This is a genomic window from Nitrosospira sp. Nsp13, assembly GCF_900101945.1.
Lineage (GTDB): Bacteria > Pseudomonadota > Gammaproteobacteria > Burkholderiales > Nitrosomonadaceae > Nitrosospira > Nitrosospira multiformis_D.
On the sequence record NZ_FMVD01000003.1, the window covers coordinates 183,798 to 206,573 of the forward strand.

General features: G+C 52.8%; 20 protein-coding genes. 5 read left to right on the forward strand and 15 right to left on the reverse strand.

Annotated elements, in window-relative coordinates:
* Nucleotides 1-367 precede the first annotated feature (367 nt).
* On the forward strand, nt 368-904 hold the full coding sequence (locus BLO43_RS05670) for a dihydrofolate reductase family protein (protein ID WP_090906224.1): 537 nt from the start codon (nt 368-370) through the stop codon (nt 902-904).
* Between the two features lie 160 nt (nt 905-1,064).
* On the opposite strand, the gene BLO43_RS05675 is transcribed toward BLO43_RS05670, so the two are convergent.
* Nucleotides 1,065-2,330, reverse strand: coding sequence for a PQQ-dependent sugar dehydrogenase (locus BLO43_RS05675; RefSeq protein WP_090906225.1), 1,266 nt, complete (start codon nt 2,328-2,330; stop codon nt 1,065-1,067).
* A gap of 339 nt (nt 2,331-2,669) precedes the next feature.
* Here BLO43_RS05675 and BLO43_RS05680 point away from each other — a divergent pair, with 339 nt between their 5' ends.
* Nucleotides 2,670-3,164: a macro domain-containing protein gene (locus tag BLO43_RS05680; RefSeq protein WP_090906226.1), complete on the forward strand. Its 495-nt coding sequence runs from the start codon at nt 2,670-2,672 to the stop codon at nt 3,162-3,164.
* A 97-nt stretch (nt 3,165-3,261) separates the two neighbouring features.
* Here the strand turns inward: BLO43_RS05680 and BLO43_RS05685 are convergent, their stop codons facing one another.
* The 4 genes from BLO43_RS05685 to BLO43_RS05700 all read right to left on the reverse strand — a co-directional run bounded on the left by BLO43_RS05685 (nt 3,262) and on the right by BLO43_RS05700 (nt 7,831).
* On the reverse strand, nt 3,262-5,667 hold the full coding sequence (locus tag BLO43_RS05685) for a penicillin acylase family protein (protein ID WP_090906227.1): 2,406 nt from the start codon (nt 5,665-5,667) through the stop codon (nt 3,262-3,264).
* Nucleotides 5,668-5,779: 112 nt separating this feature from the next.
* A complete protein-coding gene (locus BLO43_RS05690) occupies nt 5,780-6,268 on the reverse strand; it encodes a DUF1499 domain-containing protein (protein ID WP_074631586.1) in 489 nt (162 codons plus the stop codon).
* A gap of 173 nt (nt 6,269-6,441) precedes the next feature.
* Complete coding sequence (locus BLO43_RS05695; protein WP_090906228.1) at nt 6,442-6,750, reverse strand: c-type cytochrome; 309 nt, start codon at nt 6,748-6,750, stop codon at nt 6,442-6,444.
* 184 nt (nt 6,751-6,934) lie between these two features.
* Nucleotides 6,935-7,831: a carotenoid biosynthesis protein gene (locus tag BLO43_RS05700; protein ID WP_254773355.1), complete on the reverse strand. Its 897-nt coding sequence runs from the start codon at nt 7,829-7,831 to the stop codon at nt 6,935-6,937.
* 205 nt (nt 7,832-8,036) lie between these two features.
* Between BLO43_RS05700 and BLO43_RS05705 the strand changes: the two genes are divergently transcribed.
* Nucleotides 8,037-11,177: a transglycosylase domain-containing protein gene (locus BLO43_RS05705; RefSeq protein ID WP_090906229.1), complete on the forward strand. Its 3,141-nt coding sequence runs from the start codon at nt 8,037-8,039 to the stop codon at nt 11,175-11,177.
* A gap of 302 nt (nt 11,178-11,479) precedes the next feature.
* On the opposite strand, the gene BLO43_RS05710 is transcribed toward BLO43_RS05705, so the two are convergent.
* From BLO43_RS05710 to BLO43_RS05755, 10 genes are all read right to left on the reverse strand, one after another.
* Nucleotides 11,480-11,683, reverse strand: a complete 204-nt coding sequence (locus BLO43_RS05710) for a DUF2905 domain-containing protein (RefSeq protein WP_074634166.1) — start codon at nt 11,681-11,683, stop codon at nt 11,480-11,482.
* A gap of 128 nt (nt 11,684-11,811) precedes the next feature.
* A complete protein-coding gene (locus tag BLO43_RS05715; protein WP_139149246.1) occupies nt 11,812-12,483 on the reverse strand; it encodes an alpha/beta hydrolase in 672 nt (223 codons plus the stop codon).
* A gap of 30 nt (nt 12,484-12,513) precedes the next feature.
* On the reverse strand, nt 12,514-12,825 hold the full coding sequence (locus BLO43_RS05720) for a (2Fe-2S) ferredoxin domain-containing protein (RefSeq protein WP_074631589.1): 312 nt from the start codon (nt 12,823-12,825) through the stop codon (nt 12,514-12,516).
* 108 nt (nt 12,826-12,933) lie between these two features.
* Nucleotides 12,934-14,052 carry an ABC transporter substrate-binding protein gene (locus BLO43_RS05725; protein WP_090906231.1) on the reverse strand — a complete coding sequence of 373 codons (1,119 nt, stop codon included), beginning with the start codon at nt 14,050-14,052 and terminating at the stop codon, nt 12,934-12,936.
* Nucleotides 14,052-14,855: an ABC transporter permease gene (locus BLO43_RS05730; protein WP_090906232.1), complete on the reverse strand. Its 804-nt coding sequence runs from the start codon at nt 14,853-14,855 to the stop codon at nt 14,052-14,054. Before BLO43_RS05730 ends, BLO43_RS05725 begins: the two co-directional genes overlap by 1 nt.
* Nucleotides 14,852-15,766 (reverse strand): ABC transporter permease, encoded by a 915-nt coding sequence (locus tag BLO43_RS05735; RefSeq protein WP_254773356.1) that lies wholly within the window; start codon nt 15,764-15,766, stop codon nt 14,852-14,854. Before BLO43_RS05735 ends, BLO43_RS05730 begins: the two co-directional genes overlap by 4 nt.
* Nucleotides 15,759-16,844, reverse strand: coding sequence for an ABC transporter ATP-binding protein (locus tag BLO43_RS05740; protein ID WP_090906234.1), 1,086 nt, complete (start codon nt 16,842-16,844; stop codon nt 15,759-15,761). The genes BLO43_RS05735 and BLO43_RS05740 overlap by 8 nt, the downstream gene beginning before the upstream one ends.
* Nucleotides 16,845-17,053: 209 nt before the next feature.
* On the reverse strand, nt 17,054-18,568 hold the full coding sequence (gene ubiB, locus BLO43_RS05745; RefSeq protein ID WP_090906235.1) for a ubiquinone biosynthesis regulatory protein kinase UbiB: 1,515 nt from the start codon (nt 18,566-18,568) through the stop codon (nt 17,054-17,056).
* Nucleotides 18,569-18,674: 106 nt separating this feature from the next.
* On the reverse strand, nt 18,675-19,277 hold the full coding sequence (locus BLO43_RS05750; protein WP_090906236.1) for a ubiquinone biosynthesis accessory factor UbiJ: 603 nt from the start codon (nt 19,275-19,277) through the stop codon (nt 18,675-18,677).
* Between the two features lie 14 nt (nt 19,278-19,291).
* Nucleotides 19,292-20,158: a Tim44 domain-containing protein gene (locus tag BLO43_RS05755; RefSeq protein WP_090906237.1), complete on the reverse strand. Its 867-nt coding sequence runs from the start codon at nt 20,156-20,158 to the stop codon at nt 19,292-19,294.
* 500 nt (nt 20,159-20,658) lie between these two features.
* On the opposite strand from BLO43_RS05755, the gene BLO43_RS05760 reads away from it, so the two are divergent.
* Nucleotides 20,659-21,564: a GGDEF domain-containing protein gene (locus BLO43_RS05760; protein WP_090906238.1), complete on the forward strand. Its 906-nt coding sequence runs from the start codon at nt 20,659-20,661 to the stop codon at nt 21,562-21,564.
* 60 nt (nt 21,565-21,624) lie between these two features.
* On the forward strand, nt 21,625-22,527 hold the full coding sequence (locus BLO43_RS05765) for a universal stress protein (RefSeq protein WP_090906239.1): 903 nt from the start codon (nt 21,625-21,627) through the stop codon (nt 22,525-22,527).
* The last annotated feature ends 249 nt before the right edge of the window (nt 22,528-22,776 follow it).

Genomic DNA, 22,776 nt, shown 5'->3' on the forward strand with positions numbered 1-22,776 from the left:
ACCTGAACGTCAAGATATTGCGTTCTTCAAGGTTGGTATTTAGGAAGAGAAACTTCAGATTTTGAGCGGGTGGCGTTAATGAAGCCGCAATTAAAACGATAACTTGGAGCCCAAGTAAAATCAGGGCAGATTCATCGTTTATGCTGCTCGCGTAGGATGGGTGGAGCGTAGCGTAACTCATCGAAAGATCCTCCGCAAAATGATTCAAGCCAGCCTAGGCGAGGGTCAGATTGGACGGACTGATGGGCAACATTTGGTTTGATCCAGCACGGCGTCAAGGAGAGCCTCGTCAGATATGCTTTTGGATCTTGCCATGGATAATTTGTAAACGTATATTCATTTATAAATCAATAGGAGATTGGAACGAATGGCGAGAATTCTCGGCTATATTGCCTCAAGCCTTGACGGCGTCATTGCGACCGACGATAACAACCTGGACTGGCTCTTCCAATACAACGATATGGATTTGGGAGAACATGACTACAAATTGTTTATCAAGCGTATCCGTACGGTTGTTATGGGGCGCGGCACCTACGATTTTATCGCCAACGATCCGGCTCCATGGAATTATGGAGACCAAAGGGTTTTGGTTGTTACTTCAAGCCCCATCGATCGCCCGAAAGGGGAACTCGAGGTGCGCAGCGACGTCGACGCTCTCATCGCCGAGTTACGTGCATTGGAAGATGGTGACGTATGGATGCTCGGAGGCGGGCAATTGCAAATGACATTTCTGGAAAAAGGCGCCCTGGATGAGATCGAAATCTACCTCATTCCCGAGTTGTTGGGCGGTGGACGCCCGCTGTTTCCCGCTACAGGTCATCGCGATAGTCCAAAGCTGATTAGTGCGCAACAAATGGATAGAGGATGCGTACGTCTTCACTACCGCTTTGACCGTTTCGAGTGAGCCGAAAATTGTCGTAAAACTACCGGAGACTGTGACATGCTTCACCGCCAGGTGGGCGACTTCCTGGACATCGCTTTAAGCTTCATGGTGCTGTATTTAGGCGTGGTGATCTAGCGTTGACTGACAGCATTTGGGCATCACGCGTCGTGATGCAAGCATATCAAGATAATATTAATCCCGGCATATTCTCTCTACGTCTGACCCATAGCGCTATCAGAATCATTCCCGCCAGCATCATCGCGTAACTTTCCGGCTCCGGTATGGCGGTAATCATTCCAATCTGGCCGTTAAGGCTCACCAGATACAAATTACCAAAGCCATCTTCGCCGAATGAAGAAACTCGTCCGGAAATGCCGGTTGGAGACAGCAGTTCGGCGGTTCGGTCAGTGAGTTCCGTAATGCCGGAGCCGATGAAACGGAAAGACATCACGTGGTCGGTAACAAAGTCGGCGAAGAAGTAAGTACCTTGCAGGCCATCGATCAGCGATCCGCGGTATACATAGCCGCCGGTGATTGAAGCGCCTAAACCATTATGATCATATTCGAAGATTGGTGGTGTGTGATTTGAAGGTTGTATATCGTTGGGAAAATTCAACCGGGTTCCCTCGAACACGCGCCAGCCATAGTTGGCACCAGCGCTGCCGATGTTGATTTCTTCTCGATTATCCTGCCCGGCATCCGCGATATAGAGAGTGCCTGTTTCCCGGTCGAAGCTGTCGCGGTATGGATTACGCAGTCCGTAAGCATAGATTTCAGGGTTGATTCCGGGGTTGCCATTCGCCAGATTGCCGTCGGGAATCGCGTAGCCATATTGTGTGGTGTCATTGGGGAAGCGGTCTGCCGCTACGTCGACACGCAGCATTTTGCCAAGATTATCCTTGAGGTTTTGCGCGCGATTATTGGGATCGTCACGAGATCCGCCATCTCCGGTGCCGATATAAAGATTGCCAGCCTCGCCGGGGCGAAAACCAATCCAGCCCGCCTTGTGGTTGCTGAATCCGGTCTGCGCAATGGTGATCACAGTCTGCGAGCTGGCGGCATCCGCTACATTAGGCTGTGCGATGCTGGCTTGATAGGTGGCAACCACCGTATTGAGAGTGGTCTTGTCGATATAGTTGACATAGAAGCGCCGATTATCCCCGAAGTTCGGATCGAACGTCATGCCAAGCAGACCGCGCTCGCCCCTGGTATCGACCGAGCCGGATAAGTCGAGAAAAGGCGTTGGCAGCACCGTCCCGTTCTCAAGGATCTTGATCAAACCGCCTTTCTCGACAATGAACAGGCGTGAATCTCCCTCGGGCGCAGTCGCGAACAACGGCTGGTCAAGGCCTGTCGCGACAATCCGGGTTTGCAGGGCGGGAACCGTTTGTGCAAATGCGACACCGGCAAATACTGTAGCGAATAGGGCGGAGAATATTTTAATCATGATAGCTCCTCGGAATCAGAACCCATGGCGAAGTAATACTGGCACGGTATTCTCACCAAACTTCCAATAGACGATGGGATCTCACTAAAAATAGTATCTCTTTTTATATAGAAAACTCAAAGCTGCTTGTCAATCCAAATATGAAAAATTACGTTCGTCAATTTATTGGTCAAGCTTGTAATTCTTATGAGCAAGCATCAGGGTGCGTGCGCAGAATACTGTTTTAGTACCGCAGGTTATTGCGCATTTCGTTTTATCTTTTTACAAATTCGGTGCGCCAGCAAATAAAAATTAAGTTGCTATACTTAATTTTTAATTGTCCCCATTACTGGAGGCCGCATGATTCATGAAGTAAGGGGCGATATTCTGTTGAGTCATGCTCAGGTCATCGCTCATGGGGTTGCTCCTGATGATCATTTCAATCACGGATTGGCCTTGAGCCTGGGTGAGCAATGGCCGGCCATGGTCAAGGATTTCCGGCATTACTGCCACACTGCACAGCCGAAATCTGGTAATGCGTGGGTGTGGTCCGGTGCGATGAGTAAACGCATTGTCAATTTGCTTACTCACGAAGCGCTGCATGGTCCAGGTAGCGGATCAGGGCGTGCCACAACCAAGTATGTCAATGAGGCACTGCGTGAATTGCGTTATCTATTGGAGAATGACAAATTCACCAGCCTGGCGTTACCGCGTCTTGCCACCGGCGCAGGTGGACTGGATTGGGATGTGGTGCGGCCGCTGGTTGCGCATCATCTTGGTGAGTTGGCGTTGCCCATCTATATCTATACTCATTACGAGAAGGGAGTCCAGGCCATCGAGCCGAGACCGGGGTGAGCCTCTGTAATGGAGCAATGGGAAATCGATGATATTGGTTTCTTGCCCAATAGTGTGGTTCATCATGCCAAACTGGCTTTTGCTTGGATCTTAATCATCATGGCGTATTGGTGGCACGATGTGTGACGGGATGAAGTCGCAGGGTCTGCCGGGGTGGACCCGGCAGAAATGGCGTTGGTTTGCCGGCAACCCAATCGGCATGACCGCTACCATAGTATGGCGAGAGCGGGTGGCCGCTCTGTCCGCCGGGCATTTCGAAATAGCCGTGCTCTTCATCGCCTGGTGCGACCGCGAAACGCTGTGAAGCACCGAAATCCGGCGTTTGCACGCGTGGCATATGGATGTCACCAGGTAGAGCGTCTTTCCGCATGTCCAGCCAGTTTGCGACAAATTCCGGCAGAATGCTGCTAAGCGGATGCCGGATGCGCGCGGTGTTACGCTCGCCCCAGCGGCGTTCGGCGATGCCACCCGGCAGACTTTGCATGCGTATGGCTACGCGTTTGGCACAGCTGACGAGCAAGTCATCCCAGCCAGCGTAAACCGGCGGCAACAAGTGCTGTGGACGATGCTCGATCAATGTCCACACCACATATTCGGCCTGATTCAGCTTTGGCAGCACAAAGTTCGGGTCGTTGCGCCGGATGGCAGCGGCAAAGCCGCTGAGCACACTGTCGATGACTTCCTGGCGGAATGCGCGCACCAAGCGATAAGCCACGGAATCCGTAGAAGCATGTCCGTTCCAATCGAGGAGCGCCTGCTGCATTTCGGTGTGCCAGGGCGCTGGTTCCATTCGATTCAAGGTGAGCTCGAGAAATTTTTTCCAGCGCGTGAGGAATAATGCGCGATCATCAAGCTGAATCGCCAGCATGCTGGCTGGCGAGAAGTGGCCATGTTCGCGCAAGCCGTCGCGAATTTGCATTGCGCGCGCGCCAAGGTCGTAGCCGCCATCGCCGAGCCGGTCGAGCAGCAAACCGTCGACGGTACGTGCATTGGCGGTCCAAAGACGCCGCTCCGGTGGATCGACAATCAGCGGGTACTGTGTGGGCATGAGCCAGCCATTCCATCCGGTATCCGGTTTGCTCCAGTCCGCGGGAAGTGTTGGATCATAGCCGCTGGTCCGCGCGGGAATCCGGCCTGCGATGGTCCAGGCAATTTTGCCATCCCGATCGCCGACGATAAAGTTCTGGGCCGGAATGCCCGCATTCTGCGCAATCGTGATTGCCTCATTCACGGTTTTCGCTTGCTCCAAAAGAGTAAGCTCCATATTTACCGCGCCAGATCGGTGCGCGGCCCACGCCAGCGCGAGCGGCGTACCGTCATGGTCGGTAGCCAGGACAGGACCCCATTCCGTCTCGTACACATCCAGCGTCTCATCATCCCCGCCCCGTGCACGCAGGATTTCGCGGTGAATGGTAACGGAACTCCATCCCGTCGCGCTGCGATAACGGGAAGCATCCTCCGGATGATGGATAACGCGAACCCAATCGGCGTAATCACCATAACTGTTGGTAAAGCTCCAGGCGATCTTGCGATTTGAGCCGACGACGATGGCGGGTGTACCGGGCAGACTGGCACCGATGATATCGTTCATGAGCCCGGTTTGGTGCGTGTTCGGATAGATCAGGCGCGCCCGGAACCAGATATTCGGTACACGAAGAACCAGATGCATGTCATTGGCGATCAGTGCGGCACCAGCAGCCAATGAGCCAGCGACCGCAAAGCTGTTACTGCCGGGAAGAAAGTCGTCGCTGTACTCATCGTCGTGCATGAGGCCAGGGTCAAGCTTGTGCAGATCCAGCTCGTCAGCGGAGGGAAGCCGTGGCCACTCAAGCGCCGTGCCGATGAGCGGCGCATCCCATGCGCCGCCACCGGCGGTAAGAAACCGATAGGCGGCTTCCGGGAGAGCTGCGCGCATGGTGGAGAACGCGAGCTCGCGACGATTATCGCCACCACTCAGCATGAAGTACATTGCCTTGACAACCAGTATGCTGTCCTCGCTGCGCCATGCGAGCGGGCGTGCACGCGTCAGTAGATACGGAAATGGCCGCACCATCAGGGCATCGAGACCCTCATTTACGCCATCGCGATAGACATCGAGCAATTCGCGCTGTATGGCTGGTAACCCTTCCAGTATTGCCGACGCACGTGCGCGCATGCGATGCATCCGTGCTTTGCGGTCCGCCGGCAACGCGACAGGCCCGAACAATTCGGCCAGTTCTCCGGCTGCCTTGCGCCGCATCAGATCCATTTCGAAAAAGCGCTCCTGCGCATGGACATAACCGAGTGCCCGAACCAGATCGTGACGATCCTGCGCGCGTAGTGTCACGCTGCCAAGCGCATCTCGCTCGACGGTTACGGGCGCGGTCAGCGCCGTCATGTCCACTGTTCCGTCGTATTGAGGCAGGCTGCCGCGTAGCACCAGCCATGCGGTGCCTACCAGCAGCAATGTCAGTATCAGTAGTCCAGGCAGGAGCCGGGAGATCTGGCGCAGCGCGGCGGTCATATAGGAAGCGTAGAAGTTGGAAATGGTTGTGCCGGTGCCAGCCTGGCTTGGCGCATCCGGTTTCCGGGAACCAGGCTTGCGGCCAACCGAGGCTGATGCTGATCAAGCAAACTCAGGAAGATTCTAGTTTCTGGCGGATGAACTCGATACGTTCGCGGTTTACGCCTAAATCGCTGCTTCCCAGGCGCGAGGACGAGCGTACTTGAATCACGCCCGCAGCCGGGTCAAACCAAAACTCGGCGTCATCCACATACTTCATGATCCGGGTAGTAAATTGTGCGTAAAGATAATCGGGGTCCATTTTGACTATTTGCGCGCCGTTCATCGTCTTGATGATGCTGGCGATGCGGGTCAGCGTGGCGGCGCCATCATCCTTCATTGATAGTGGCGCGATGCTGGCATACGCACGCTGAGGATGGTCCGGGTAGAGCGATGCCTGACTTGAGACACTGTTTGGGGTTTTTGAGGGAGGCTTAAGTCTTCCCTCATGCACGCCCAGATCAGTGGGCGGCGTGCCCTTCAGCAGCCCGAGTTGACCCGCGAGGACTCCCGTGATGATCACGAGGGCAATGATAATAAGCAGCCACTTAATAATAACCATAGCGAGATCCCGCCGCAAACTGAAGTAATAGAGCAGACGATGTGTTTAGCAGCTCCGCGGGGTTTTTAATTTTTTGCTTCGATTCTTCAAATCCGGCAGGCTGCCCGCGGATGCGGTCATGCTATCATTCTATGTATTCTTCCATTTAGGATAATGGCTTTCCACTCGGTAGCCTACTTGGTTTTGCTGTTTGAGAGTATAAATTCCGCCAAGCGTTGCGCTGGCTCACCCTTGATATTGGGGAATGCGGGCATGGACATGCTTCCTTTATGTATTTTCTGGATAATGGCATCCTTGTTCGCCACGGCGGCAGTCAATGTCATCACATTGCCGGCTGCTTCCGGCTTGTGGCATTTGGTGCAGTTTGCGTAGAATATATCTTCCCCGCTTGCACTCTCGGGTGGCGTGTAACTATCGGTCTTCGAGCAACCAACCAAACTTGCCAATGCAGAAACCGCTAACAGCAAGGTTACTTTCTTCATTTTTTATTCTCCAATTTATTGTCTGAGGGTGGGGATTCTGGAATTACTTTTCATGGATAAGTATTATCCTGATTATATCTCGTTAGCCTGATAGTTCAGGTACTGTATTGCCCGGCGCCAGTTTTGAGCGCGACTATGAAATATGGTGTGTTGCCTGTGCGAGTAGAATTTCCTCAGACTGGAATTATTCGGAACTTCCCGAGTGACCGAGGAGCCGAAGGGCCAGCAGCAAAGTCAGCGGAAGATAAATGAGCAGTCCCGTCATGCCGAGAAGTGATTCACCAATCCAGAATGTGACAGCGAGATTGAAGATCAATACGCCATAATAGAGACCGCAACCCAGAAGTACATGCCCGGTCACCGACCGGTCAATGGAGAGACCGGTCTGAAGGAGCTTGCGATCTAAAGGAAGATAGGCGCAAAGCGAGAGGAAGCCGACAACAGCCCAGCCAAGATAATTTTCCACGGGTACACCAAAGTGTGTGCCCGGTTCAGGGTAGTAATAAATCTGACCGAGAAACCAGCGCTCCCCGCGAAGCGCGACCGGATCAATGATGATGTCGATGAAGACGAAAAAAAGAATGGTCAGGAGCACAACAGGCCAGCCCGTTCTTGTAGCGAGAGGGAACTGCATTCCGATTATGCCGCCCCGCCCTGTGTTCCGTTTGCTGAAGGCGGGCAGGAGAAAAGCCAGAGCCATGCAGTAACTCGCATAAAGAAGGAAGGGAAATGAGAGAGAATCCATAAATGGAATATCCGTGATATACAATTCCTGTCCGACGGTCGAACCGGTATAGTGGTACCAGCCAAACGGGATACCGGTGCGGGTGGAAGAGAACTCGCACAGAAGTGCCACAATCCATGTGATTACGAAGAAATACCAAGTTCTCCGCCAGCCGATCAGGCGGGGTGCAGAGAATAGGAATGCCGCGAGAAATGCGAATACATAAGGGCGGAGAATAATTGTTTTAAGGAGGAGGCTCAAGAATTCCATCAAGGTTCCATCGGTTCGGGGAGTCAGGCTCACAATTCCGAGATGCCGTTGCAGACTCCCATCCATATTGTTTATTATGCGATTCAAAATTCCCTTGTTGCAGCGTATTACTGCTGCAATGTATGAGATTATCGGGCATTTATGGTATCGAATGCAGAGAAATCAACGATATCAATGAATCTGCCGTATATCTCGCTTACTCAATCAATCATGCAATGTAGCGTAGAACTGAATCCATATCCGGATCTTCAATAACCTATAGAGATCAAAATACAGTTTTGATAACTCCATCGTGAGGCGTGCGCTCAAGTTTCTTGCCCTTGTTGTCCTGATCCTGCTTCTCGTCGCGCTGACTATTGCCGCTTTCCTTCTCTACTGGGAAGCGGAAACTTCCACATACCAGGCACACCGTCTCGGAAAGTTGGCCGATGAGCTGAGCTGGGAAGTAAAAAGCGGACCGAGCGAGGATTCCCATTTTCCGCAGTCAGGACCCTATGATATACGTCTGGGCTATAGCCGATTGCCGGAGCTGCTTCATAATCTCGTCATACACGGTTTTCATGTGCAGGCGCAGGCACGAGCTTCCGCACGCATGAAGGAACTTGTTGCGCAGGGCTTGTTTGTCCCTTATCACGAGAAAACCCAGGCTGGCCTGGAAATTTCCGCCGGCGGGGGGCAACCATTGTATCGCGCCACATTCCCCAGTCGTGCTTACGAAAACTTCGAAGCGGTTCCATCGTTGGTGACGAACAGCCTGTTATTCATCGAGAATCGCGAGTTGCTGGATCCCACTCGCCCAAGAAAGAATCCCGCTATCGAATGGGATCGGCTAGGCAGAGCAATACTGGACAAGATAATCCAGGTCTTCCGTCCCGAACACGGCGTCGTAGGGGGCAGCACGCTGGCAACACAGATCGAGAAATACCGCCATTCTCCCAACGGAATGACGATTACGCCGCAAGACAAACTTCAGCAGGTCGCGTCCGCCTCCGTGCGCGCTTACCTGGACGGGGAGGAAACGTTACCCGCCCGTAAGCGTATCGTAGTGGATTATCTCAATACGGTCCCCCTCGCCGGTGCCGCAGGTTTCGGCGAAGCGAACGGACTGGGAGATGGTCTATGGGTATGGTACGGCCTGGATTTTGATGAAACCAATCATATCCTCGGTTCCCAATTCGTCGAAGGTGATGCACTTATCGAGCCGGCGCGCTTCTACAAGCATGTACTAAGTCTGATCATCGCGCAGCGTAGACCTTCCTATTATCTTCTCGCTGGACGCAAGTCGCTCGAAGAACTTACTAACAGTCATCTGCGGGTGCTTGCCCAGGCTGGCGTGATTCCTCCCAGCCTCAGGGATGCCGCGCTGGAAATCCCGTTACGCTTCCGCAATACCGCGGCACCTGAAGAAATCAGGAACTTCTCTGCTCAAAAAGCCGTTAATGCGGTGCGCATACGTCTCGCGTCCCTGCTCGGATTAAAGCGCATGTATGATTTGGACCGGCTGGATTTATCGGTGCAAAGCACTCTTGACCAAGATCTCCAACAGAAAACCACTGATATGCTGCGCCGGCTAAAAGACCCGGAATATGCAAAAGCGGCGGGACTTTACGGATCCCGTATGCTGGATACGGAGGATCCGGGCAAGATTGTCTACAGCTTCACGCTCTCGGAGTTGACTCCGGAAGGAGCGAAATTCCGGATTCAGGCTGATAATTTCGATCAACCCCTGGATATCAACAAAGGGACCAAGCTTGATTTGGGTTCCACCGCGAAATTAAGAACGTTGGTAACTTACCTTGAAATTGTCGAAGCACTGCATGGAAAATATGCGGCGTTGGACAAGAAATCTTTACTTAAACAAGAGGTGGATCCAAGCGATATGCTTAGCCGCTGGGCGATCGGTTATCTACTGCAGAGCCCGGACAAGAGTCTGGCAACCATGCTGGATGCCGCTCTGGAGCGCAACTATTCGGCCAATCCTGACGAACGTTTTTTTACGGGTGGCGGTGCGCATGTATTTCACAATTTCACGCGTGAAGACAATCGCAAGTTTCTGAGCGTCCGCGAGGCAACGCTGAAGTCAGTCAATCTCGTATACATCCGTCTGATGCGGGATATCGTGCGCCACTATATGTTCCACATTGCGGGTTCGTCCGCCAAGATACTAAAGGACGCCGGGGACCCTGACCGGGAAGGGTATCTCAGACGATTCGCGGACAAGGAAGGTAAGCAGTTTATTAACCGGTTTTATTCTAAATATAAGGATAAAGCGGCGACACCGGATATGATTCGTAGCGTTTTCTTTGCCAGCTTCCGGCACACGCCGCGCCGTTTGGCAGCCGCATACCGTTACCTTTATCCCGATTCGACATTTGCGGAATTCGAGAAGTTTATGCGGCCGTATCGGTCCGTTTTTAAACGCCTGACCCCGGATTTCCTTCAAGATCTTTATGAGAGCTACGGCCCCGGCAAATACTCACTGGCCGATCAGGGCTATATTGTCACCGTCCATCCCTTGGAGCTATGGCTGGTACGCTATTTGACCACTCATCCGGGCGCGCAATATGCGGATGTGATCAAGGCCAGCACTGATGAGCGGGTAGCTGTCTACCGCTGGCTGTTCACGACGAAATACAAGAACTCGCAGGATAGCCGAATTCGCGGACTTCTGGAGATTGAAGCATTTCTTGAAATTCATCGCAGCTGGAAGCGGCTCGGCTATCCTTTCGATTCACTGGTGCCGTCGCTCGCCACCGCTATCGGGAGTTCGGCGGACCACCCGGCCGCACTTGCCGGACTGATGGGCATCATTCTCAATGACGGAGTGCGGGTTCCAGCGGTGCTGATCGAACGCCTGCACTTTGGCGCAGGTACACCTTTTGAAACCATCGTCGAGCCGACACCCGTCCAGGGTGAAAGGATATTCTCCCCCGAATTGGCAGCGGCGGTGCGTGGCGTGTTAACCGATGTAGTGGCGTCGGGAACTGCTTCGCGACTCGCCCGCGCCATGGTGGAAGAAGATGGTAATGTGGAGGAGGACGGCAATGAAATTCTGATCGGGGGAAAGACAGGGACGGGAGATCACCGTTACATTACCTTCTCGTCTCCGGGTGTCGTCAAGGAATCCCGTGCAGTAAACCGTTCTGCCACTTTTGTGTTCTTCATCGGCGATCGTTTTTTCGGAACGATGACCGCATTTGTGCCGGGTGCGGATGCCGCGGATTATAAATTCACGTCGGCGCTTTCCACGCAAGTCGTGAAGCATCTCTTGCCCGTCCTGAAACCACTCACCGATAAGGCTCAGCCGCTGCCTGAACAAATTTTGGAAAAAAAACCGATCAAACGCGAATTGCCTAAAGTGAAAAAAAAGTCTGAAATGAACAAAAGAAAGCCTGAAATGAATAAGAGAAAGTCCGAGATGAACTCGAGTTAAGGAACCTCTGGAATATTGCGAGACTCGCAAAATGGTTTAATCGCACCTTCCTGCGGAAGGAATCGCTCCGCCCCGCACGGTTGCATTCCGCGACGGTCCGCCCTACCCGGTACCCAAAAATCGCGCACTTTACCCCGTCCCACTGCCGGATTAAAGTTCAATCATCACTGCTGATCCATCGTAAGAAAACGATTAATCCTAGAATAAATCCAAGACCTAAAACGGCCTTTAGAAATTCCTTGACGAACCAAAACAGCATAGATTCATAAAGATCCAATTATTCTTTCCTTTCAAAAGGGCGGTTATTTCCGGGACCACCACCACAGCAACAGTGACAGGAAAAGGGATACCAGCAGGCCCGTGGTCAGAGGAAAGTAAAGCCTGAAATTCTCCCGTTCGATAATAATGTCTCCCGGCAGCCGTCCGAAAGGCAGTTTCGACAGCCACGGCCATGCGAGGCCCATAAACACCAGCAGTATCCCGAGCAAGATGAGTAGGCGTTGCATAAACGATGCGGCGGGGATTGGGTTTGCCTGGCGTAGCGAAACATAATTCTGTTCTTCACAACGTTTAGCTGGTTTTGCGCCGTGAGCCTCCAATTATCTCCCTTGCAAACCCTCCAGATTGATGACAGTCAGGGCCGGCATGAATCTTGAACGATACGTTTGAGAATGTGCAGCCGGTCATGAAAAAAATGTTCGGCGCCAGGAACGACAACCACCGGCAATTCCTGAGGGGCTGCCCAGGCCAGGACAGTCTTGAGAGGAACCACGTCGTCCTGATCACCGTGAATGATAAGGATATCCGTGATAGGTTCCATGTCCTGTCTGGCGCCGGGATGAGCGATGGGTGGAACGTTCAATCGTTCCACCGATGGCGCTACCATGATCAATTTTTGCGGCCTGAGCCGTTGCGCGGCATACGCCTGAATTGCCCCGCCGAAGGAAAATCCAACCAGCATCAATGGCGGAGACTCATTGAAGGCGGAAGAAAATTGATTTCCGGTGGTTTCAACCACCGCAAGCACGTCTTCGATCTCGCCCGTCCCATTGTCGTTACCTGAGTAACGATTACCTTCGCTTTGTTCCACACCGCGAAAATTGAATTTGACCGCGATGAATCCCAGTTCGAGCAAAGTCTTGAAGAGGGTATAAACAACCTTGTTGTTCATCGTTCCGCCATACAGCGGGTGAGGGTGCGCAATGACGGCTATACCGCGTGGATGATCAATATCCGGCTCGGCCAGAACCGTTTCCAGCTTTCCCGCAGGACCATCAATAAAAAACTTTTTGGGACGTGAATCCAGCAATGAGCGCAGCCCTATAATTCGCCTGTGTCAGATTCTCAGCCGTTCGACCACCCGGCCATTTTTCAGATGTTCCTCAATGATTTCATCGATGTCTTCCTTATCCACATACGTATACCAGACATCTTCCGGATAGACCACAATAACCGGCCCCTCATTGCAACGATCAAGACATCCCGCATTGTTGATCCGCACCCTTCTGTTCTTGCTGTCGAGCCTGAGCGCCTTGACACGATCCTTGGCGTAATCGCGCATGACTTGAGCGCCATGATTATTACAGCACGCTGCTCCCGCTTCGCGCTGATTGACGCAGAAAAATACGTGCCGCTGATAGTAGCTCATAAAAAATATTTTAGAAGTGGATGGCTAAAGATTATACCGGAACGGATGAGTATTTCCATGGTGGATGCTATATCGGCGAAGTGTGGTTGTGACTGGGCAGGCCGCCGGCTATCTCAATTTTATTTCGGTCCATAACCGGCTTAGCAGGCGGCGTTGCTTGCGGTCAAGGTCACGAAGCATTTCCAGCCGGCTGAGCAATGCAGTGTCTGGAAATATCGCTTCGTTGTTGGCAATTTCAGGCCGGATATATTGCATCGCATCCGTGTTGGGATTGCCGGATCCGATGAGATTGGTCAGCTCGGCGGAGTTTCTTCCGTCCAGCATGAAATTAATGAATTGATGAGCGAGATCGGGACGATTCCCGCTTCGATGCAGCACCATGCTGTCGAGTGCCAGCACCGCGCCCTCCTTTGGGCTTGCGTAGCTGATCGTGAATTCGCGCTTCGTTTTTGTGGCATCAAGTGCCGCCTGAAACATGTCATTAGAATATCCGTGTGCCACCCACAGATTGCCTACCGCCAACTCCTTGACATAGCTGGTGTTGCTGAAAGCTGCCCAGTAAGGCTTCGCACGCACGATCAGTTCCGCTGCCTGCTTCCAGTGCCCCTCATCGGTATCGTTAACCGAATAGCCCAAATACTTTAGTGCCGCCGCCATCAATTCTCGCTGACTATCGAGTACGGTTACGCGACCCTTGATTTTTTCCAGGTATTTCGGCTCAAAAATGATTGCCCAGGTATCGGTAGGTAAACCGAGCTCCTTTATTTTTTCCTGATTGAAGCCGAGCAGGGTAAGCGTATAGGCATAAGGAACGGAATACTTGTTGCCGGGATCGAAAGCGGTATCGAGGTATGCGGAATTGATGTTTTTGAGATTGGGCAGTAACGATTTATCCAGCGGCTTGAGTGCGCCCTGCCGAATAAGCGTATCCATCGCGTTGCCGGTGGGGACGATAAGATCATAGCCAGTCGCGCCGGCCGCCAGCTTCGCCAGCATTTCCTCGTTGTCGGAATAATAGTCCTGCGCAAGCTTGCAATGGCAGAGTTCCTGGAAGCGCTCGATTGTTCGCGGCGCGATATAGTTATTCCAATTGAATAGGTGAAGAATATTTTCGGCCGTGCTGGCCGTATTCTGATCCTGTCTTGTACAGCCCGTAACGAATGGAATCAGCCACGCGAGCAATAAAAATGATATCAGCGGTAAAGTGAGCAAACGCCGTGAACTCATTATTTTACTATTTCGGGCGGCATTTTGACTTCGCCCGATGAAGTGCGCGATTCCAGCCTGGCCGCGATGATGATCATGACCAGCGTGAGTAGCATCAGCAACGTGGAAATGGCATTCACTTCCGGCGTCACCGCGACCTTTATCATGGTATAGATCTGGATGGGGAGTATCGGTTCGCCGACACCTTTGGTAAAGAAGGTAATGACGAAGTCATCAATGGACAGGGTGAACGACATCAAGGCACCCGCCACCACCGCCGGCATGATAAGCGGCAAGGTAACAAGGCGGAAAGTCTCCCATCGGGATGCACCGAGATCGCGTGCCGCCTCAAAGATGCTTTCATCCATGCCCTGAAGCCGCGCCCGTACGATAATGGCGACGAAGCCGATACAAAACGTGGTGTGCGCGATGATGATGGAAACCATGCCGAGCGTCATGTTCAGGACTTGCAAAAAGAATAGTAATAACGACACACCCAGCAGGATCTCAGGCATTGCCACCGGCGTGAATACCAATATCGGCAGAACCTTGAGTTTGTATCGATGTATCGCCAGGCCGGCCATCGTGCCAAGCACGGTGGCGCTAAAACTCGCGCTGAGCGCGATGATGAGCGAATTGCGCGCGGCGGTGAGCATTTCCGTGTTGTTGAACAGCGCCTGGTACCAGGACAGTGTAAAGCCTACCCACTCGGCATTCAGCCTGGAATCGTTGAACGAATACATCACCACGATCGCGAGCGGAATATACAGAAAGGCGTAGATCAGCACCGCTACGAACCACAGCCAGATACTGCCGCGGCTCATGCTACGCGCTGTCCGGTGGCGGAGCGCGCGAACCATGTCGCCAGCCCGGCGATGGATAGGACCGCCAGTGTCAGCATGATTGAAAGCGCCGAACCGAAAGGCCAGTCGCGGGTACCGAGGAATTGATCCTTGATCAGGTTGCCGATGAGAATATCGCCCGTACCACCCAGTATATCGGGCACTGCGAACATGCCCAGCACCGGAATGAATACCAGCGCGGAGCCTGAAAATACACCCGGCAGGGATAGGGGCCAGGTGACGCGCCAGAAGCGTTGCCACCCGGTGGCGCCAAGATCTTGCGCCGCATCCAGTAGGGAGGGATCGTGCTTCTCCAGATTGGTGTAAAGCGGCAATATCATGAACGGCAGGTGCACATAAACCATGCCTACCAATACCGCGAACGGCGAGAATAACAATGTCACCGGCCCGATGCCGAATGCGTCGAGGATGGCGTTGACGAAATGGCTGAGTGCGGATTCCGGTCCGAGAATGATTACCCAGGCATAAATGCGAATGAGGAAGTTGCTGGCAAACGGAAGTACCACCAGCAGGACCATCAGATTGCGGAAGCGTTTTTCACTGCGTGCGATCAGCAATGCCAGCGGATAGGCCATGATGAGGCAAATCAAAGTGGTGGCTAGCGCAACGCCGAAGGATTTGAGGAAAATTCTGGCATACAGAACGTCGCTGAAAAAGAACTGGTAAGCCTCCGGTGTGAATCCATATTCGCCGGGAGTTTTTCCCACGGGCGCGGCAATGGGTGCCAGGCCCCCAAACTCACCCGGAAAGCGGAATGAGGTGAGAATCATGATCAGGCTCGGCGCGACAAAGAAAACCACCAGGAACAATAGTGGCGGACCACTCACCAGGAATCTGGCGGCACGGTTCTCTCTCGGAGTTTCCTTAGTCATTGAGGAAAATACCCGCATCGTGGCGCCACGAGACGCCGACTTCATCCCCGACTTCGAAAAATGTAGCGCGTCCCGGTGATGAGTTGGGCAGCAACGCCTCGATATAAGCGCCATTGGAGAGTTCCACGATATAGGTCGTGACATCTCCGATATACAGAAAATCATGTACTTTGCCGATAAAATGGTTCTTCAACCGAGGCTCTTCCGAAGGATGGGAAATTCGAACCTGTTCGGGACGAATTGCCATCACGCCGTTATCGCCCACTTTTACACCTTCCTTCCCGGCAGTGATCACTTCGCCCAATTCCCCTATATCAAGCTTCAGGTGCGAAGGTGCGGCCTCCACGATCTTTGCGTTCATCATGCTGATCTTGCCGATGAAATCCGCCACGAAACGGTTTCTTGGGAAACCGTAGATTTTGGAGGGTTCGTCAATCTGTTCAACATTGCCGTGATTCATCACCGCAATGCGATGTGACAGCGCCAGGGCTTCATTCTGGGCATGGGTAACGAAAACGAAGGTAACGCCTACTTCCTTCTGAAGGTTGATGAGTTCGATCTGCATCTCCTCGCGCAACTTCGCATCCAGCGCGCCCAGCGGTTCGTCCAGCAGCAGTAGCCGGGGGCGATTGACCAGTCCTCTGGCAAATGCCACGCGCTGTTTTTGACCGCCCGACAATTCGTGTGGAAAACGGTTGCCGAAATCCGGTAAACGCACGTTATCCAGCGCGTCTCCAACCCTGGTTTTTATTTCTTGTGGCGTTTTCCTCGCCATCTTGAGCGGGAATGCGATATTCTCGGCTACCGTCATATGCGGAAACAACGCATAGGTTTGGAATACGGTATGGACGGGACGTTTTTCCGGCGGCGTGCCCACCATATCCTTGCCGTCCAGAAGAATTTGACCGGAATCGGGAAGATCGAATCCGGCGATCATTCGCAAGAGCGTGGTTTTGCCGCAACCCGATGGCCCCAGCAGCGTGAAGAACTCACCTGTCTCAACGCTAATGCTGACATTATCGACCGCGGTGTAGCTGCCAAAGCGCCGGGTTACATTACGGATTTCCAGGAGCGACATAGTCGTGCCAATGAAAAATCGGGGATTTTACCAAAATTCTTTCAGATCGCCGCGTCTGGTATTGCCGCCGCATATACATGACACTCATAGAGTGCTTCGTGGAGCTAATGTGGAGCGGGGCGGAACCAGCCCCGCGGCGGGACGATCAGATTTGCCGGGTTTTTGTCTCCTTTTATGGGGGAGAACCGATGGCTCGGAGACTTATAACCTTATTGCAACATCTGCCACAGCATTACTACCGCCAACAACATCACAAGAATGGAAAGCAAGCGATTCTGACGTTTTTTTTCCACTACAAATTCACTCATTTTTTGTTCCAGCTCCTTTGTGCGGATTTCGCTTAAGGAATGATGAAGCAGACGGGGAAACTGCGGCAGCATTACCGCCCAGCTTGATGCCTCCTTGCCCAAACGGCGAGTGAGTCCGCGCCAGCCGAGTTGTTCAGACATCCAGTTTTCCAGGAATGGTTTTGCGGTTGTCCACAGATCAAGGTCGGGGTCGAGATCGCGCCCCAATCCTTCGATATTCAATAGGGTCTTTTGTAACATTACCAGTTGCGGCTGGATTTCGACGTTGAACTGGCGCGATGTCTGAAACAGACGCAACAATACGCGGCTAAAGGAAATTTCCTTTAGCGGTTTGTCAAAAATAGGTTCGCAAACGGCACGGATCGCAGTTTCAAAATCATCAACACGGGTATTTTTCGGTGCCCATCCCGCCTCGACGTGCGCTTCCGCGACGCGCTTGTAATCACGGCGAAAGAACGCCAGAAAGTTCTGCGCCAGATAATTCTTGTCCTCGTCAGTAAGCGTCCCCATTATGCCGAAATCCACCGCAATGTAACGGCTGTCACTGCCAACAAAAATATTACCGGGATGCATATCGGCATGGAAATAGCCGTCACGGAATACCTGGGTAAAAAAGATTTCCACGCCGACGCGGGCGAGTCTCGGGATATCCACCCCCTGCTCGCGCAATGTCGTTACGTGGCTAATCGGCGTGCCTTTTACGCGCTGCATCACCATGACACCGGAATAGCAGTAGTCCCAATAAACTTCCGGAACCAAAAGCAGGGGGGAATCAAGAAAATTGCGCCGCAACTGACTGCAGTTGGAGGCTTCGCGCATGAGATCGAGTTCGTCTCCCAAATGCCGGGAAAATTCGTTCACCACTTCGCGCGGTTTCAATCGTTTGCCGTCAGGCCACAGCGCTTCAACCAGCCAGGCGCCGGTCTCCATCAATGCCACATCATGAGCAATTATTGGGGCAATGCCGGGGCGCAGCACCTTCACCGCGACTTCTGTGCCATCTTGCAGCACCGCCAGATGGACTTGGGCGATTGATGCGCTGGCTACCGGCTCCGCGTCGAATAGCAGGAAGACCTCGTTGACAGGTTTCCCATAGATCTGTTCCAGTGTCGCAAGGGCGAGGCTGGAAGGAAACGGCGGAACCTGATCCTGCAATTTGGCCAGTTCGTCGGCGATATCTTGTGGCAGAAGGTCACGGCGGGTGGAAAGCATTTGGCCGAACTTGACAAAAATAGGCCCCAGCGCTTCCAGCGCCAGACGGAGGCGTTCACCACGAGCCCTATCCAGCCGTCGCCAGAAGGTGGCCAGCTTGACAACAGGTCGCAAGAAACGCAGCCGCTCATGGCCGAGAAAAAATTCATCAAGGCCGAAACGAAATGCTACCGCGAGTATTTTGAGAAGACGAAAGAAACGCATTTATTCCGAAAACGCCAGTTCATCCGTAGTTGGAAACCTCTGAGTAAGCGACCTGCGTTTGCCGCAACGCGCTTCAAGAAGTGGTTCCTTAATAATCTTCTCAGGTTTATAAAGATGTTTTGTTACCCTGCGGCCTGTCGGCCGCCAAGGCTATTACCCGCTCTTCCAATTGTGCTGCATCGTCCCGCAATGCATTTATTTCCTGAACAAGCCCGTGCATATCAATGGGTTTGGCCAATAGCGGCTGCTCTTCCGTCAGATATTCCACCAGCGTCTGAGACAGGTTGCGAATGGTTTCCGTATGCCAATGCATCAGACGGTCGCCGGCCTGCACCACGCGATGTGCGACGATATCACCCACTACCCCGCTTAAATCCTGCTCTACGTCCCAATGCAGGTTTTTTCCGATATGGAGAATTTCTTCGGCAAATGCACTATCGCCGGAAATCCGGATTTCACGGTAGGCGTCCTCCTCATGGGCAAGCAGGCGTGGCAATAAACGGGGAGTCAGGGTGAAGACAGCGTCGTCCGGGACGCCGCTCGACGCGGTGGATACCTCGCCGCTGGCCTGCACCGTCAGGGCGAGGTTAAGGAAAGGCGGAAGGCGAAAACGCGCAGTCTTGCCCGCACAGGGTTGTAACCGTTTGCGCGCCCAACTTTCCCCACGCAGCAGGTGGTTGAGCGGGGCTATCGCGACGGATGCCAACATGACCACACTAAAATCTAGGAAACCTGTTGAATTCCCGCCAGCAGCCAGACGGATTCAGGGTCCTTAAGGTTTTTCTGCACGTGCCAGATTTCATCAAACGCTTCCGGTGATCCGCCGGGGGCTTCGCGTAGCTGTCCATTGAAGCGGACACTGGCGATAGCCAGGTCTTTTTCGGTAACGACTTCAAGTAAATCCGCGTTAATAGTCATCACCTCGGTTCTTTGGGGTGCATCGTTGCGCTCGTTGATCTGCATGCTTATTTCAGCGAACATTTCGGGAGTGGTGTATTCCCGGATATCACTCACGTCGCGCGCATCATTGGCCGCTTGCAGGCGAATGAACGAAGTTTTGGCATTGCGCAGAAACGGCTCCACCTGAAAATCAGCAGGAATATTCGCTGTGCCACTTTGTGCAGGCGTGGCCGTCGTACTTGCTGTAGATGCTGCTGGCGCCGGGGTCGTCGGGGGAACATGGGTGTTTCCGGTATTTGCTTCCATACCCGAATACTGCATCGGACGCGTAGACTGTTCTTGCCGCGACCTGCGCATCATGCGCACGACAAAGAATACCGCGGCCATCAGCGCGGCCAGCATCAGTACATCCATCATGTTGATACCTTCGAATGCGCCACCCATGAAAAGCGCTGCCAGCAATCCGCCCGCGGCTAAACCCGCCAGGGGCCCCATCCATTTACTGCCACCTGCGGCCGCGGCGGGCGCGGCAGAAGGCGCTTGTCCGGGCTTGGGTGCGGCTTGCGGACTAACAGCTTCACGTTGCTTGCCAATGCTTTTACCCCCCCCAAAGCGTTTTGCTTCAGCATCAAAGGTGGCCAATCCGAAGCTAAGAATGGCCAAGGTGAGCAGGGTCAATATTTTCTTCATGAAGGTCTCCTGAAATAGGGTTGAAGCGGAGAGTATAGCACTATCGATTCATTCGAACGGGAGACTGTATTATGAAAATAATCGATATCTGGCGCGCGGGGAATTTGTAACATGCACACATCTGGCTGACATACCAAGCCAATGGAAATGGTATCGTCTTATTCGCCGGTTAGACTTGCCGATTGAAGGGAATACTTACCATAATCGCCGCCGGAGAAAGCAATCCTTGATGATTTCGTATTATGAGAGTTTTCTTACTTCCGCATATATTGTGTAATCAGTTGTAATCCTGAAGAACGCTGATAGTATGTGGAGGTTTATTTGATAATGCCATGATTGCCGTTGCTTTTTACGACACCAGACTTTATGGCCGTCAATATTTTGAGCGAACGTCGGGGCCGGGCGACCCCTTTCTGGGGGTTACTTTAAATCCGGCGAGCCGCTAATGATTTTAACCTGGTAAAAGCAGATCGCATCCCCATAATATATATTGATTCAATATGACCTCAGATCACGGCTCATCGCGGATGTCGACGGTGGATAGCTCTCCGTTGCTGGTAAAGGCACTTGAAAAAAGCCTGGAAGTGAAGGATAAGGTGGAGAAGTGTGCTAATGAGCTTTCCACCGTTAACGAAACGATAAAGAAGGAGATGGCGGCTGGCATTACATTGCATCAGACGGAAAAGGCGCTTGCACGAAGCGAGAGCGTGGAAGATAGGGTGCATGAGTGCGCAGGTGAGCTGAATGAAGTCAATAATGTTCTGGCACAGGAAATTGATGACCGCAATAAGCTCAATCGAGAATTGATCGAAACGCTGCAAGAGCTGTCCACTACACAAAATGTTTTATCCGATTCACAGAATGTGCTGGCGATTGCGCATGAGGTGGTGGAGGAGGCAAAACAACGTACATTGCGCGATTTTGCTACAGGAATTCCCAATCGTGAGCTATTCAACGATCGCCTAGACCAGGCGATTGCCCTTGCCAGGCGGTGCGACTGGATATTGGCAGTGATGTTTATTGATCTGGATGGTTTTAAGCAAATTAACGATACGCATGGTCATGCCATCGGTGACAGGGTCTTACAGGTTGTGGCACAGCGATTGTACGAACAGGTTCGTAGTGAAGATACCGTCTGTCGTTATGGCGGTGATGAGTTTCTTTATCTATTGGTCAACCCTCGGAGTATCGCAAATATTCAAAGGGTTGCGCATAACGTGTTCGATCGAATTTCGCAAGCTCTGTTTATCGATGATCTGACGCTGACCGTTGCACCCAGCATCGGTGTTGCGGTGTATCCTGGTGATGCAAGTACGGGCCAGGAACTGGTGGCGAATGCCGACGCCGCCATGTATCGGGCGAAAGAGAAAAAAGCCGGTTGTATCTTTTTCGCTTCGATTCCTTAAGTCCGGCTGGCTGCTGACGCCACAAGAGTGCGTCAGGCCTTATTGTGAGGAACCTGTACTGTGGAAAATATTCAACGCATTGTCGTCGCCACGGATTTTTCTTCCCGGGCCGATCAGGCGGTGCGCCGCGCCGCGAAGCTGGCAGCCGGACACAAGGCGGTATTGTATTTACTGCACGTTCTTCCGTCGTTTCCGCTTGAAGCCTTCAAGCATTTAATGACGGACACTCCACTGGAAACGGAACAGAGACTCTACAATCAAGCCAAGGTAATACTGCAAAAGAAGGCTGAAACACTTGCCAGCGAGGGATTGGACGTCAAGCATCATGTTGCGATCGGGAGAGCCCATATTGAGATCAATCACTACGCTGAATCCCACCAGGCCGATCTGGTCGTGATCGGCGATCAAGGCGAAAGTTTTCTTCAGGAATTCTTTTTGGGTACTACCGCATCAAAAACTCTCGGGAAGGGTCATCATCCGTTGCTGATCGTAAAACAGGAGGCCGGGGATCCGTATCATCGCGTACTGGTGCCGGTGGACTTCTCGTACCCTTCACGGCTGGCGCTACAGATGGCGCTGAAAGTTATCCCCGCCGGAATTGCACCGATAGAGGTTTCAATTCACGTGCTGCATGCGGTTGAGACCCCGCTTGAACGGAAAATGCAGCAAAGTGGTTTGAAAGCGGAAACGATCGCGCTCTATCGCACCGATGTTCTTTACCGTGATCGTTGTGCCATGGAGAATATTATTGTCGACTGCGCACCTGGCGATACCCGCGTGACTTCCATTGTCGAGTACGGTTCTCCGCCTGACGTGATTCGGGACAAGGCACGATCTCTCGGTATCGATCTGATTGTCATCGGCAAGCGCGGAGAAACGGAGCTGGACGAAGCGCTATTCGGGTCCGTTACCAAGCATGTTCTCTACGAAACGTCATGCGACGTACTGGTGGTCAGCCCGTAAGACGAGCGCGGGTAAACGCATGCGCAATTTCTTGTGACTACGGAACCTTTGAATAAGTCTTCGAGTTTGCTGGCAACACGCTCCTGTTCAGAAGTCTCTTATCCCCCATTAGGGGTTGTTGGGGGCTTGGTCTTGCGCAGGTTGGGCACCCCCATCAGTGACGCAGCATCACGTTCGTCCACGGGCAGCTGCATTCCAGCGTACGCGAAGCGGTAACGCCGACCGGTTATTGGGCCAAATGCGGTGAGG